The organism is [Clostridium] polysaccharolyticum (assembly GCF_900111595.1).
Lineage (GTDB): Bacteria > Bacillota > Clostridia > Lachnospirales > Lachnospiraceae > Clostridium_AI > Clostridium_AI polysaccharolyticum.
Map to the genome: position 1 here is coordinate 92,067 of NZ_FOHN01000009.1, position 14,469 is coordinate 106,535.

14 protein-coding genes are annotated in these 14,469 nt (G+C 37.2%); all 14 read left to right on the forward strand.

What is annotated here, in order from left to right; genetic code table 11:
- Nucleotides 1-23: 23 nt before the first annotated feature.
- Genes BMY85_RS07655 through BMY85_RS07720 form a run of 14 tightly spaced genes read left to right on the forward strand, consistent with a single transcriptional unit; the run spans nucleotide 24 to nucleotide 14,467 of the window.
- Nucleotides 24-458 carry a phage tail protein gene (locus BMY85_RS07655; RefSeq protein ID WP_092477684.1) on the forward strand — a complete coding sequence of 145 codons (435 nt, stop codon included), beginning with the start codon at nucleotides 24-26 and terminating at the stop codon, nucleotides 456-458.
- A 57-nt stretch (nucleotides 459-515) separates the two neighbouring features.
- Complete coding sequence (locus BMY85_RS07660) at nucleotides 516-887, forward strand: hypothetical protein (protein ID WP_092477685.1); 372 nt, start codon at nucleotides 516-518, stop codon at nucleotides 885-887.
- Nucleotides 884-1,072, forward strand: coding sequence for a DUF6760 family protein (locus tag BMY85_RS16175; RefSeq protein ID WP_092477686.1), 189 nt, complete (start codon nucleotides 884-886; stop codon nucleotides 1,070-1,072). Before BMY85_RS07660 ends, BMY85_RS16175 begins: the two co-directional genes overlap by 4 nt.
- A gap of 16 nt (nucleotides 1,073-1,088) precedes the next feature.
- On the forward strand, nucleotides 1,089-1,547 hold the full coding sequence (locus tag BMY85_RS07670; protein ID WP_177180688.1) for a phage tail protein: 459 nt from the start codon (nucleotides 1,089-1,091) through the stop codon (nucleotides 1,545-1,547).
- Nucleotides 1,540-2,655, forward strand: a complete 1,116-nt coding sequence (locus BMY85_RS07675; protein ID WP_092477688.1) for a hypothetical protein — start codon at nucleotides 1,540-1,542, stop codon at nucleotides 2,653-2,655. The genes BMY85_RS07670 and BMY85_RS07675 overlap by 8 nt, the downstream gene beginning before the upstream one ends.
- Entirely contained in the window at nucleotides 2,642-3,325 is a 684-nt protein-coding gene (locus BMY85_RS07680) for a CIS tube protein (protein ID WP_092477689.1), read from the forward strand. The genes BMY85_RS07675 and BMY85_RS07680 overlap by 14 nt, the downstream gene beginning before the upstream one ends.
- The gene (locus tag BMY85_RS07685) at nucleotides 3,326-4,399 is read left to right on the forward strand and encodes a phage late control D family protein (RefSeq protein ID WP_092477690.1); all 1,074 of its coding nucleotides are present in this window, start codon (nucleotides 3,326-3,328) and stop codon (nucleotides 4,397-4,399) included. It abuts the gene before it with no gap.
- The gene (locus BMY85_RS07690; RefSeq protein WP_092477691.1) at nucleotides 4,396-5,169 is read left to right on the forward strand and encodes a phage baseplate assembly protein V; all 774 of its coding nucleotides are present in this window, start codon (nucleotides 4,396-4,398) and stop codon (nucleotides 5,167-5,169) included. Before BMY85_RS07685 ends, BMY85_RS07690 begins: the two co-directional genes overlap by 4 nt.
- Nucleotides 5,170-5,182: 13 nt before the next feature.
- On the forward strand, nucleotides 5,183-5,599 hold the full coding sequence (locus BMY85_RS07695; RefSeq protein WP_092477692.1) for a GPW/gp25 family protein: 417 nt from the start codon (nucleotides 5,183-5,185) through the stop codon (nucleotides 5,597-5,599).
- Between the two features lie 16 nt (nucleotides 5,600-5,615).
- Complete coding sequence (locus BMY85_RS07700) at nucleotides 5,616-8,546, forward strand: baseplate J/gp47 family protein (protein ID WP_092477693.1); 2,931 nt, start codon at nucleotides 5,616-5,618, stop codon at nucleotides 8,544-8,546.
- Nucleotides 8,547-8,560: 14 nt separating this feature from the next.
- Complete coding sequence (locus BMY85_RS07705; protein ID WP_092477694.1) at nucleotides 8,561-10,660, forward strand: baseplate J/gp47 family protein; 2,100 nt, start codon at nucleotides 8,561-8,563, stop codon at nucleotides 10,658-10,660.
- 22 nt (nucleotides 10,661-10,682) lie between these two features.
- The gene (locus tag BMY85_RS07710; protein ID WP_092477695.1) at nucleotides 10,683-11,879 is read left to right on the forward strand and encodes a phage tail protein; all 1,197 of its coding nucleotides are present in this window, start codon (nucleotides 10,683-10,685) and stop codon (nucleotides 11,877-11,879) included.
- Nucleotides 11,851-13,587 (forward strand): hypothetical protein, encoded by a 1,737-nt coding sequence (locus BMY85_RS07715; RefSeq protein ID WP_092477696.1) that lies wholly within the window; start codon nucleotides 11,851-11,853, stop codon nucleotides 13,585-13,587. The genes BMY85_RS07710 and BMY85_RS07715 overlap by 29 nt, the downstream gene beginning before the upstream one ends.
- Nucleotides 13,588-13,606: 19 nt before the next feature.
- Nucleotides 13,607-14,467 carry a protein kinase family protein gene (locus BMY85_RS07720; protein WP_092477697.1) on the forward strand — a complete coding sequence of 287 codons (861 nt, stop codon included), beginning with the start codon at nucleotides 13,607-13,609 and terminating at the stop codon, nucleotides 14,465-14,467.
- The last annotated feature ends 2 nt before the right edge of the window (nucleotides 14,468-14,469 follow it).

Consider the following 14,469-nt stretch of genomic DNA (forward strand, 5'->3'; position numbering starts at 1 on the left):
AAATGCGAAAGGAGTAGTAAAGCATGGCAGATAAAGTTTACCCATATGGGAAATACAGATATAGTGTTGAAATAGATGGAATTCAGGCTGGCGGTTTTTCAGAAGCCAGTGGCTTTGATGTATCTATTGAAGTTGGAGAATATAGAGAAGGAGATATGCCAGACCAGACAATCCGAAAGTTTGCTGGACTTAAAAAATATAGCAATATTACGCTTAAAAAAGGAGTAATTGCAGAAAAAGCATTGTATGACTGGATGATTGCAGGTGTAACAGGACCTGTACAGCGTAAGACAATATCTATTTCCATTCATGATGAATCAGATGCTGTGGTAGCAACATGGCAGGTAATTGACGCATGGCCTTGCAAATACAATGCACCAGATTTTAATGCAACTTCTAATGAAGCAGCCGTTGAAACCATTGAAATTGCCCATGAAGGATTAACTAGAACAAAATAATAAGATAGTGCCAGAGGATATTTATAATCCTCTGGCAATTAGATAGGAGGATACAAGATGTCATTTCAGACAGAATTTCCATTTACTTTGCCAAAGGGTTATATTGATTTTTCAGGCAATATACATAAAGAAGGAGTTATGCGTCTTGCCAATGCGGGAGATGAAATCCTGCCACTGCGTGATCCAAGAGTGCAGCAGAATCCAGGATATTTAACGATTATTTTGTTATCTAGAGTAATTACCAAATTAGGTTCTCTCCCAATGGTGGATACATCTATTGTGGAAGGGCTGTTTACGGCAGATTTGGCATATTTACAGGATTTGTATGAAAAAATCAATACAATGGATACACCAGTTTATAAAGGAGTTTGTCCACATTGTGGTGAAATTGTAGATGTTCCTGTAAATTTTCTGGATGCCGGTCAATAAGTACATATCCGGCAGAAAAAATATATGAAGAAGTTGCATTTATCGGGTACTACATGCATTGGAGCAACGAGGAAATTATGAGTTTCAGCCACCGGGACCGATTACAGTGGTGTAAAGAAATTTCAAAGATTAACAGCCAGATGAATCAGGAACCAGAAAATATTTTCGATCTAGCGAATTTATAAGGAAGAAGGGAAAATAGTGGATCCAATATCCAATAATCCAGCAGATAAAAAGGAATATGGTGTAGATTATAATTATTGTGTGTCCTTTGAAAATGGTTCTGTTACAATAGGCTTTGCAAAAATCAGCAATATGCAGTCAAAAATTGAATATGATGTGATACACGAAGGGGGAAATCCAGTACCTGTTCTGTTACCCAAACCAGCACAAAATCCAGAAACCATAACATTTGAAAAGGGAATGCTTCTTAGCAATTCTGCACAGTTCTGGGACAGGCTAAGGCCAGGCATGATGGTTACGGGAGTTGAAATAACCGTAAAGCACAATGGCAAAGTTGTCCGAAGCCTGGCTTTTGAACAGGGAATTGTATTGGAAAAAGCATATCCTGTGCTAGATGCAACGTCTAGCAAAATTTTTATTGAACAATTACAGATAGCCCATAGTGGGTTAAAAGAAGAGTTTAAGCCTTATGACTAAGTATCAGAGAAAAATTACGATTACAAATCAGAGAATGGGTATACTTATTCCATTTAAAACAAATCAGCAGGGGAAGATGGATCATAGAGTATTGTCAATACTTTTTTTTGCGAAACGTATTTTAGATAAATATTCTATGACGGGCATGTATGGGTTTGACCCAGCGGCAATGGTATTGCTAGAGAAAATAGCAGAACAAGAGAAACCAGAACATAAAAATATCCAGAAACAAATTGAATTTACTGTAAACATGATGCTGCTTAGACAGAATCGCAACCGTTTAGCACAAGACATTATAAAGGAAAACACAGCATTTCAAAAGAATATTACCAATCATGTTATGGTGAATTTGAACCGTCTGCTTTCTGTTGATAAGAGAGTGTATTCCGAACTGAATCAGATATCGAGAAATGATGTGAAAATAAGAGAGGCATATGACAGAATTGTAAAGCTGGAAAACTATGAGAAGAAGCTGGTATTTCAGGTGCAGAATCAGCAAACTGTAAAACCGGAGATTTTAAAGCAGACTTTTTATCATATGTTTCAAAGAATGATGAAGCAGAGCCAGTTTCAATTAAGTACCCAGATTTTCAAAGAATCCATTGAAAGAAAGCAGTTTAAGCAGAATTTGAATAAGCTGCTGGAGTTGAAAACATTACGGAAAGATATGGAACGGCGAGAATTTCTTCATGTGATGAAATCGGGTTCTTTAGAAGAACGGCGTGAGGCATTGAACATTTTAAAGGATGCTGTTTTAGAAGTAAATCAGACCGTTATGAAAAAGCAGATTAGCAGCATAGTTAGAAATGAGCTTGTTAATCCTCTTGTATATAAGGAATTTCACATAAATCAGAATAAACCAGAGAAAAAAGAAATCCAAGAGATAAAACAGTATATTGTAAACCAGCAGGCCGTACAGAATAAAAACAGCCAGATGTTTGCAGAGATCAAGAAAACATTAGTGAAACAGGACCAGCTGGTACAAAAAGTGATAAAAGAGCAGGAGAGTCACAAAAAGCAGGATTCATCATCCGCCATAACAAGGACGATTACAAATCAGATAAAATCGGAGCTTCATCTGGACAGGATGCGCTATGGAATGGAGTGAGAATAAAATGAAAGATTTGAATTATGTTGGGGAAGGATATGCAAAACAAAAGGCGAAGTTCGTGCTAGTGGATGAGCATACAGAAATTCCAGTTCAGTTTAATCCTAACGAATACTCTACTTCTAGCAAGGCAGAATATGTAAATATATCTGATGAAAAAGAAAATGATGAATTAGGAAAAATACAGTATAAGTACACTTCATTAGGAAAACTGGATTTGAAATTATATTTTGCTTCCACAAATGAGAATAAAAATGTAACAGATCTTACGAAGCCTATTGAAGATTTGGCTGGCAGAGCTATAAATGGTGGTCATAAGCCGCCTAAAGTAAAATTTATATGGGGAAAGTTTGAAGTTTTGGGATATGTAGAATCGGTAAAAACCAAGTTTGCTTTGTTTGATGCAGATGGGATTCCTATTCGTGCAGAAGTGGATGTGACAATGATTAGGGATGCAAGTACCCTAAAGAAAAATCCCAAACATTCTCCAGACAGAACAAAAACCCGAGTATTTTCTGAGGATATTTCCTTATGGTCTTTGGCACAGAAAGAATATGACGATGCCAATGAGTGGAGACGGATAGCAAAAGCCAATGGGATTATGAATCCTTTTGAAATTGAAACAGGACAGGTATTAGTGGTTCCTGCAATCGTAAAGGAGGACTGCTAAATGGGAGATTTGATGAAAAGTACTACTTCCTATGAAAAACTTCAGAACAAGTATGCTAATTTTTTTGTACCAGAGATGAAAATTAATGTAAATGGACAGGATGTTATTACGGGCATGCAGTTAAGTGTGGAGGAATTGACAGTGACAACTTCCATTAAGGCAGCAGGATACGCAGTAATTAAAATCGGTTTCTGTTATGATTTGGAGAAAACCAGATTTTCAAGCAAAGTAAAAGAAAAATTTAAGCTTGGGACAGTAGTTTCTATTGAGTTAGGTTATTTATCCCATATGGAACTGGTATTCAAAGGTTATGTTGCGATGTTAGGAGCAGAATTAAATGCTGGCAGATATATAGTGGTTACACTTATGGATGCAAGAAGGCTTATGATGACCAGTGGGAAAAAACACCTGCTTCATGATGTGAAAAATTATTCAGATGCATTTCAGGCTGTAATGGGCAATTACAGCAGACTATGTTCTGTGGTGGCAGATGCTACCAGTGATCAGCTGGAAAATCCAGTTTCCCAGACTAGCAGCGATTATGATTTTGTTACCAAGGAACTTACCAAAAGAGGAAACCGGGAATTCTTTATATTTGCAGACAAAGCATATTACCGGAAGATAGACAGCAGTACATCTCCAGTTATGGCATTGCAGTACAATAGAGAGTTATTAGAATTTAAAGTGGAATATGAGTATTTAGATACCAAGATAAAGGTATTAGGATACGATCATAAGAAGGAAGAAGCAGTATCCTATGAGGAGTCTGTAAAGAGCAGCATGGATCAGACAAGTATTATGGCAACACCTGAATATGTCATAGTGGATGGAGACGTGGATACAAAGGAAAAGGCACAGAATCTGGCAGAATATATTGGAAAAAAGGAAAAAATGCGGACTTGCACTGGAAAAGGGAAAACTATCGGTTTGCCAGAAATTGTACCAGGACGGTATATTTCTATTGAAGAAGTGGATGAAATGGTAAATAAAAGTTTTTATATTACGGAAGTAAAACATTCTTTTTCAAAAAGTGGATTTATAACAGAGTTTGAGATAGGAGGAGTATCCAGTTGAGTATATTTGGAGAACTGTTTGAGGAAGATGGGAATATTGCGAATAAAATGTGGGGCGTGACTACAGGAATTGTATTACAGAACTGGGATGAAAAGCAGCCAGGAAAAGTGAAAGTGGAAATGAATCTAGGAACAGAAGGGAAGAATGTGTCTGGATGGATTCCTGTAATGACTCCCTACGGAGGAAAAGAGTACGGTCTTTATACATTGCCAGAGGTAGGGGCTTTGGTCATTGTCGCATTTTTAATGGGAGACCGTAACCGTCCTGTGGTCATAGGTTCTCTTTGGAACCAGAAAAACAGTTTGCCAGCGGATACTGCAAAAGAAAAGAACGCAGTGAAACGGTTTAAGACAAAAGGTGGCTGTGAAGTTATTTTTCAAGAAGAAGAAAGCAAAGAAAAAATTACCGTTCATACTCCAGGGGAACTTACCCTTTTGCTAGATGACGAAAAGAAAACAATATCTATTCAGGATAAGAGTGGTGAAAATGGAATTTTAATTAATTCAGATAAAGGAGAACTGTCTGTTCAGGCAAAAAGCAAGATTGAACTTAAAGTAAATGGAACAGCCATGATAACGTTAGACGGGAATTCTAAGAAAACAGCAATAAAAAGTGATATGGTGGATGTGAATGCATCTCAGTCATTAAAGTTTAAAAGCCAGTCTGTAAATCTTCAAGGTTCTATGGTGAAAGTAAAAGCGGATAGTTCACTAGGTTTAGAGTCAGGCGCAATGGCGCAGTTAAAGGGGAGTATGGTTAAGATAAACTAGATGGAGGTTTAAAATGAGTGCCAATCAATTTCTAGGAACGGGTTTTCAATTTCCTATTCAGATAGATAAAGCGACAGGACGGATGAAAACATCCTCTTATGAAGAAGATATCAAAGAAGCAATCTGGATTATTGTAATGACCAAAAAAGGGGAAAGAGTAAGAAATCCGGAATTTGGATGTGAAATCCATAATTATGTTTTTGCATCTATGAATATTCAGACATTGGCAGAGATGGAACGGAGTGTGGAAGAAGCACTGTTAATGTGGGAACCTCGTATCATAAATACACAGGTTCATATTGAATTAGACAAAAAGAAGGAAGGGGCTGTACAGATAGAAATATCTTATCAGGTACGTGCCACAAACAATCCATTTAATTTAGTCTTTCCTTTTTATATTATAGAAGGATATGGAAAAGGTGCAGAATAGAAGGAGGTGAGGCTGTATGGAAGCAGATAAGAAAATGATAGAACGTCTAAAAGAATTAGCCAGTTCCTACGTACCAGAGTGGAAACTGGACGAAGAAAATCCAGATATTGGTACAGCCTTGGCTCTTGTCTGTGGCGAGATGATGGAATCGGTAGAACAAAGATACCAGCATATGATGGAGAAGAAGCAGATTGATTTTCTTAATGCAATAGGTGGAGATCTGACTCCAGCTGCCTCGGCAAAAGGATATGTATCATTTGGATTGTCAAGTGAGTCGGTGGAACCAGCTAAAGTAACAGCAGGAACTTTTGTAGCTGCGGAGGCAGCAGATGCCGAAAATGGACAAATTACCTATGAAACAAAAGATGATATATTAGTAAGTCCATTAAAGTTATCTTGTGTATATGAGGTAAAGGAAGAAGCAGATTATATTGGATTGTGTTATGATGCTGAAGAACAGAAAGAAAATGCAGCACCAGAAGAATATGCGGTTATAAATGCTATGTTATTTCAGAAAAAAGCTCAGAACCAGCAGGAGCATATGCTGTTTATTGGGCATCCTGAGGTTTTTAATATGACAGGCAATGCCTGGTTTGCCTTGGAATTTTATCAGCAAGGAAATCTTAAAGTACAGGAAGAACTGCTCCGTTATTTTTTAGATCCAGATATTACAGAGATTGCTTATTACACCAGAGAAGGATTTGTTCCTTTTTCTAAGATGGAATTAGAAGAAGGATTTCTTAAGCTATATCGAGAAAAGAAAGATCTGGAATTTGAAAAAATGTGTCTTTCAAGCCAGTTAGAAGAAAATTATTTTATCAGAATAAAAATTAAAGATATAGAGAAACTGAAACATCTGTATTTTCAGAAAATTCAGGTATCTGCTTACACATCAGACATTGTTCCGCAGTTTATAATAGCGGATGGACAAGAAAGTGATATGCATCAGTATTTGCCATTTGGTGAACGTCTGTCCGTTTTTAATGAAGTGTATTTTGCATCGGATGAGATATTAAAAAAGCGTGGATCCAAAATAGAGCTGGCGTATTACCTGAGTTTCGTTTCAATACCACTAGAAACGAGCCAAGAAGAAAGCAAGATGAAATGGGAATGGGTTATGAAACCAGAAGATCTTGAGAAGAAAGAGTATGAGATATCTATTGGGAGTGTAACATGGGAATATTATAATGGCACAGGCTGGGCAAGACTGCCTATTGACCATAAATATGATACAGCATTTACACCAGCTGAAGAGGCAAATGGCCAGTTTAAGAAACTTTCTTTTACCTGTCCAATGGATATTGAGAAAGCATTTATTGGACCTTATGAAGCTTATGCCATTCGGGCTAGGATTACAAAGCTTAAAAATCCATATAAATTAAATGGAAATTATATAAGTCCTGTGTTAGAGCATACTAGATTTTCCTGTGATTATTCCCAGCATCCAGTAGAAAAGCTGCATGTAACCGCTTATAACAACAGGAGTTTTGCAAGATGGAAGGAAGGAAACTGTATTCCATTTAGGAAAGCACAAGGATGCAGAGACAGTTTATACTTAGGTTTGGATATTCCACCAAAAGGGGGACCGACTAAGGTATATTTTCAGCTGCGAGAGGCAATAGGACGTCTGGAGGCTAATTTAGCATGGGAATACTGGAATGGAACTGGTTTTGTGCCACTTCATGTAGTGGATGAAACGAATAATTTCTCCAAAAGCGGATTGGTTACATTTTTAGGGCCTGAAAACTTTCAGAAGAAAGCTTGTTTTGGCCAGGAGAAATACTGGATTCGTATTGTAGACGTAAATGGTTTTTATGAGCGTATAGGCTGTCCGCTTCCAGGACCATTTTTAGAAGCAGTAGTTCCCAATACAGTAAAAATTGAAAACAGAGGATTTTTGCAGACGGAATATTTTCAGATGGAATATTTTTTAAAAAATAAGCGATTTAAGCTTCAGAAAAATAGTATTCAGGCTGTACGGGTTTACGTGAAAGATGCAGTGATTGGACAAGCAGATCCAGATTGGAAAGAGTGGACTATGGTTTCGGATTTTCTGCAGTCTGATAAAAATTCGGAACACTTTATATTAAATCAGAATGATGGATATATTGAATTTGGAAATGGAAGCAATGGCAAGGTTCCGCCTGTGTCAAGAGAAGATAATATTAAGGTATTGTACCAGTGTGGTGGTGGAGCCTATACCAATGTGGAAAAAGGGAAGGTTAATAAACTGACAAAATCTATTGGTTTTATTAGCAAAGTTTATAATGTGGAGCCAATGTCAGGAGGAATTGACAAAGAGACAAAAGAGCATGCCATTATCAGATGTTCCAATAAGAATCGTCTGCACAACAGGGCTGTCACAAGAAGTGACTATGAGAGCATAGCCTATGAAGCATCAAGAAGAATTGAGAAGGCAAGGTGTTTTATAGGAATTAATGGAGAAGGAAAAACTTTACATGGAGCAGTTACACTGGTTCTGCTGCTTAAGGATTATCGGCTAGGAAGTTCTGTATTTCAGGGAGTGGGGAATGCTGTAAAAGCTTATTTAAAGGGGAAAATGCCTGATACAGTATATTATGCAGGCAAATTGTTTATTGTAGAGCCAGTATTTATTACGTTTGAAGTGAATACGGTTTTACGTGTAGATGATTTTCAGTCCGTATTTGCTGTACAGAATCAAGCAGAAGAAAAACTAAACAGCTTTCTTGATCCAGTTATGGGAAATGTAGATCATAAAGGCTGGGAAATGGGAACATTGCCTAACATGATGCAGATTCGTAACCTGCTGCATATGACAAAACATGTAGAGGAAGTTCAAAGTTTATTTATAACGGTTTATCGATTAGGAAGTAATGGTATTGAAGAAGTAGATTTAGAGGAAATGAGAAAAAATCCATTTGTTGTACCTACGAGTGGAACGCACCAGATTTCAATTCAATTCTGATAGGAGGGAACATTGTGATACCAGAGATATTATTTGATACAGAAGATTTTGAAAGCATTTTTGAAGATGCAAGAGGCAAAATTGCAGGCCTGTATCCAGAGTGGACGGATTATAATTATCATGATCCTGGAATCACGATGCTAGAGATGTTTGCCTGGTTAAAAGAAGGGCAGCAGTTTTATATGGATCAGACAGGAGAAGAACAAAAGGAAAAGTTTTTAAAGCTCTTAGGAACAAAACGCCTTAGAAAAGAGCCAGCGAGTTCTCTTCTGGCTGTTGATGTAGATAAAGATAGGGTAATACCTAAGGGGACAAAGTTTTATGCGGATCAGATCTGTTATGAAACGGTAGAACAGAATTATGTTGTAAAGGAAGATATTATTAAGTGTTTTTATGCAGATACCCAGATAAGGGATTTTGTGGATGGGCATCAGCTTAGTTTTGGTTCTCCTTTGCGTTTTCGGATGTTTGGATCAGAACCAGAGGCTTTAGATGCATTTTACATAGGATTAGAAGATGCACTTCCACAGCAGATAGAACTAAGTATTTATTTTGATTTGTTTACAGGATATGAAATCAAAAGAAACAGGCTGACAAAGGAATTAACGGTTCCTTTCGTTCATTTTGTAATGGAATACCTGACAGAAGATGGCTGGGAGGAAGTCTTAGAACAAAGAGACTGTACTTATGGATTTTTACAGGATGGACAGATTTTCTTTCAGCTGGATAAAACAATGAAAAAATCTGCAGTATTTGGGGAAGAGGCATATTATCTTAGAATCCGTATTTTAGATGGGGGATATGATGTACCACCTGTACTAGAGAGTTTTTCTGTTAATGTATTTGAGGTCAGACAGATAGACAGCCAGGTGGAACATTGTGTGGCAAAGAAAGTCCAGTACCTAAAAGATGGGACCATAGAAGTAGAGGGGCGGACTTTTTTATCAGTATATGGCGATAATGACATTTATATAGAACAGGATGGCATTTTATATGAAATAGCTGTGGTAAAAAAATATCTAAGACAGGATAAAGGAATGTGTACATTTCAGTTTCATACACCACAAGGTATCTTGCAGGAAGGAAGAATCCATATTATCAGTTTTGCAAAGGATGCCACAATGCTTCGGACTTTGGATATAGCCAATGAATATCCAAGCCAAAAGTATGCTTTATCCGATAAATATGCCTTATATGAGAATTTTTCTTTAATGGTGAAAGAAGGAGATGGGTATGTCATCTGGGAGAAAGTTGAAGATTTTTCAGGTTCTGGTCCAGAAGACCGCCATTTTATCTTTGATTCCAGAGAAGGAATGATTCAGTTTGGTGATGGAAGACATGGTTTGCCACCAGCAGGGGAACTCAGGATTATAAATTATGCTAAGTGTTTAGGGGCAAGTGGGAAAGTAAAAGACAATCAGATTCGTGAAATAGCAAAAGAATTAGGGATAGCGGTAGAAGCAGCCAATCAAAAAAGTTCTTGGGGTGGAAGAGATGAAGAAACTTTTGAGGAAAGCTTTGTCAGAGTACAAAAGGAAATGAGACAGCCACTAACTGCAGTTTCTTATGAAGATTATGAGCAATACATTAAACACACACCTGGTCTTATGATTGCAAGCTGCAAAGCATTATTGCCACAAGAAGTCAAGGAAATTTTCCCTTATTATAACGATTCTGCTGTTACCATAGTAGTAAAGCCTTTTGTAAAACAATTAAAAAAGGAAGTAATGAAGATTTATGGAAAAAACATATTAGCATATATTGAGCAGTTCCGCATGGCGGGGACAAGTGTGTATTTAGTAAAACCAGAATATATACATTTTGATGTTTATGTGGATGTGGAATTAGAATCTCATTACGTGGGAGGAGAAGAACGGGTAAAGGAAGCAGTTCAAAGTTTTTTTCAGGAATTTAATTATAAGTTTGGAAGTTGTGTACGATATAGTGGCTTATATGGAAAACTGGATATGTTAGAATGTGTCAGGCGGCTTTATGGGCTTTCTTTTGAAGTGAAAGGAACAGGAGTAAAATATCTGCCAGATGGAAGTGTGTTGGCACCACCTAATGGAGTTGTAGAACTTGGGCAGATGGAATGTCAGTTTTCAATGATTTAGAGATTAAGAATGGAGGAACGTGGTGAAAAGGCAGAAAAATTATTTTGTAATCAATAAATGCATGGATTATGAGAAAAGTGCATTTGAAAATATGGAATATGACAGAAATGGTTTTCATTTTGCCAGATCTTCTGTTCGGAGACGAGGTGTATTTTTGTCAAGGGTATTTGACAGCAGAGAAAAAGAGATGGAGTGGCACCGTCTTGTATTAGATGTGAAAGAAGGAGATGGTTCTCCCTATAAAATACAGATTTACGCTAGTGAAGAACCACGGATAAAGTGGGAAAATGAGCTAGAGGAGACAGAGCTGTCAATTCAGGAATTTATTGTATGGAAAGAGGTCTCTATGGAAGATAAGCTAGAGAGGCTGAAACCATTCTGCCAGTTAGAAGTTACAGGAAAAGCAGATTTGCTTCTTCATGAAGTAAAGGGAAGATATTTATGGTTTTCTATTGAAGCATATCAGTTACAAGGACGGAATATTGAATTTCGAGAAATTACAGCATATTTTCCAAAACAGTCCTGGATTTCTTACTTGCCAGAAATATATGAGTCCAGTGATAAAGAACATTTTCTGGAACGGTATCTTTCTATATTTCAGAGTATTTATGATGATATGAATGCCCGTATAAAACAAGTACCATATCTTCTTGATGTTAAGACAACGGATCCAGAATATTTAGATTATCTTTCTCAGTGGGTTGGAGTTGTAAATAGCCAGATGTGGACAGAGCAGAAGAAAAGGATTCTTCTTTCCAAGGCAGCACACCTATTCAAGATACGAGGTACTAGGCAGGGAATCTTAGAAGTAATACAACTGTATCTAGAAACAGAAGAGGTCTTTCTGGTAGAAAAGTATAAGTGGGAAAGAAGAAACCTTTCTGTTGAAAAAAGACAGTTATATGAATCCCTATATGGACAGAGTTCTTATACAATAACCATTCTGGTAAAGGAAGATAATGTACCATCCAAAAAGGAATACCAGTCGCTTCTGCAGGTGCTTTATCATGTGATTCCAGCTCAGGCAGATGTAAAACTAGTAGTATTAAAGCCCTATATATTTTTAGACAGGCATTCCTATCTTGGAGTAAATAGTACATTAGGAAGCTATCAGCCAGCTAGTCTGGATGGTAAATCCGTTTTATCATTTTCCTTAATAGGAGGAGAAAATCAGAAAGAGAGGTCGAAACATGAAAAATACGAAAATGTTTCCGTTTGAGCGGAATCATTATTATTATGGAAAACTATTATCCGTTGAGGATTTCAATTTAGAGCAGAACTATAACAGCAGCAAGCAGAGAATGAACCACATGTTTTTAAGTGGGGCAGGTATTGTATCAGGAATGAATGTAGTAGAAATTGGTGACCAGACTATTTCTGTTGAGACTGGATGTGCCCTAGATGCTTTTGGACGTGAAATGGTAATTCACGAACCCATTACGAAAAAGCTCCAGCTAATTGATGGATTTGAACGGGCGACGGCAAAAGGAGAAAACTATATTTACCTGTGTGTAGAATATGACGAAAAGGCAGCAGATTCTATTTACAATATAGCAGGCAGTACAGGCATGGCAAAAGATGCAAAAGAAAATACTTATAATAAAGTTGTGGAAACCTGCCGGCTTTTTTGTACCAATCAGGAACCAGAATTAAATGGAATTGAAAATGAAGGTTTGTTTCAAGATACTAGACAGCTTTTTTCTTATCAGGGAATTACAATCAGACAAAGCCTTCCTCGTTACGTGGAAGCAGGCAAGAAAGCCATTATGAAAATTAATATCGAAACCGATGAGAAGCATTTTCTTGCATTTTCTTTTAAAATGAACCTGAACGGTCTTGTGTATGAAAACGAAAACAGCATAACAGTAAATTTTGATGAACTTTTAGTAGAAAAGTCAGGAAGTTATTCCCTGACATTTGAACTGGATCCGGTAGGCGTGCCAGGATATCGGGCAAGTGCAGCAATGGAACAAGAATCATTTCGTGTAATTGTAAACCAGAAGCAGAGAAATTGTAATTCCAGCTTTAAGTATCAAATTGAAATAACAAATGGCGATATTAAAGAAAAGATCATAGAATCTTATTACACCTGTTCTATGAACTCTATGATGGAAAAGGCAAGACAAAAATACATATATTTAGCAAAAATATATGTAATCAATGCCAATGAAGTGTATCAGATCCAGAAGATTATCAATGCACCTATGAAGCAGTATGTCATGAGCCAGACGCTTCTTGGATCTTTGAATAAAGTCATGATGCAGGATATCCGTTCTTTGGAAAGCCAAATTAAGGAATATGAAAATCATTTATTAGGACAAGATGATAAACTCAAGAAAACTGGTGATATCCAGATTGCCCAAGGAGTCTGTGACATTGATCTGGGACTTCGGGGAGAAAATCATAAGAAATTTTTTTCAGCACCAATTTCCCACGGACTGGGACTAGGATATGTAACCATTATGTTATCTCAAGAGACAAGGCAGGATGAAATTGTTTTCGGAAATGCAGAGGTATTTGACATCAATTATACAAATGCAACATTAGCCGCAAAACTGGATGAAACGACAGGCTCTTTTGTAATTGGAGTGCGGTTAAATGAGACGGTGGCAAAAAACAGCATTCGGGTTCACTGGACAGCAATCCGCAAACCAGAAGAGCAGGTACAGCAGAGCTTAGAACGGCGTATGAGCATTAAGCCAAGCATGCTTGAACTTTATACAAGAGAGAGTGCTTGTCTAGAAGTTGCTTTCTACAATATGGAGGATAAGCAGATTACCTGGCAGGTAAAAGAAGGTGGAGGTTCAGTGGATGAAACCAATGTTTATACAGCACCAAATGAAAAAGGTGTATATGAAATCGTTGCAAAAAGTGTGGCATATAAAGATGTCAGAGCCTCTATTTTTGCAGTGGTACGAGAACATTAGCTAAAGGTGGTGAATACCCGTGGAATTACGTACATTTCATACCGTATATCAGGTCCTGAACAGTGGAAAAACCAGACAGGGAGGGCAGGTTTACCTGTGCAGAAAAGAATCAAGTGAACAAGTATATCAGATCTTTTGTATGGAGAAACGGTTTCTTCGGGATACCACCGTTATCTTTTTGAACCAGGAACTGAAAAATACCTGTTTTGATGATTTTGAGGATCTGTTTCTGTATGAAGAGAAACTTTATATCGTTATGCGGTATCATGAAGGAAAGGTTCTTCAGGAAAAATTAAAAGAAGGAAAAATGGAATTTGAAGAACGATTAGCCATAGGGCAGCATATTCTAGAGTATTTTATGGTAAATCTGGTATCACCTTATTTTTGCTGCCAAAGCCTTCTTCCTGAAAATCTTATTATTACGGATACCTTAGAGGTGCAAGTAAAATATGAACTTGATGATGTAGAAACAGCACCTGGAATCAAGGAAAAACATGTATGGGAGCAATTTGCCAAATTACTATGTGTTATGTGGAAGCAGGAATGTAAAGATAAGATAGCTGGTCCATTAGAAACATATCTTTTGTTTCTTAAAAACAGTGAAGAAAAGAAATTAGCAGATGTATACCGAAAGTATCTTATCATGCAGGAACAGATGAAACAGATAACAAAAGAGGAACGGATAAAACCAAGACGCATTGTATTTGTGGCATGGGATTGGATAAAAAAGGGGTTTCCAATAGTTAAAAAGTTTCTGGCCGTTTTGATATTGGCCGCTGTGATTTTTTATTTAGGTTATACCATTTATCAAATCCGTATGCCAAGAGGAGAAAAACAGAATTTGCTTCATTATATCGGAACGCTACAGTTAAAGGAGTAGAG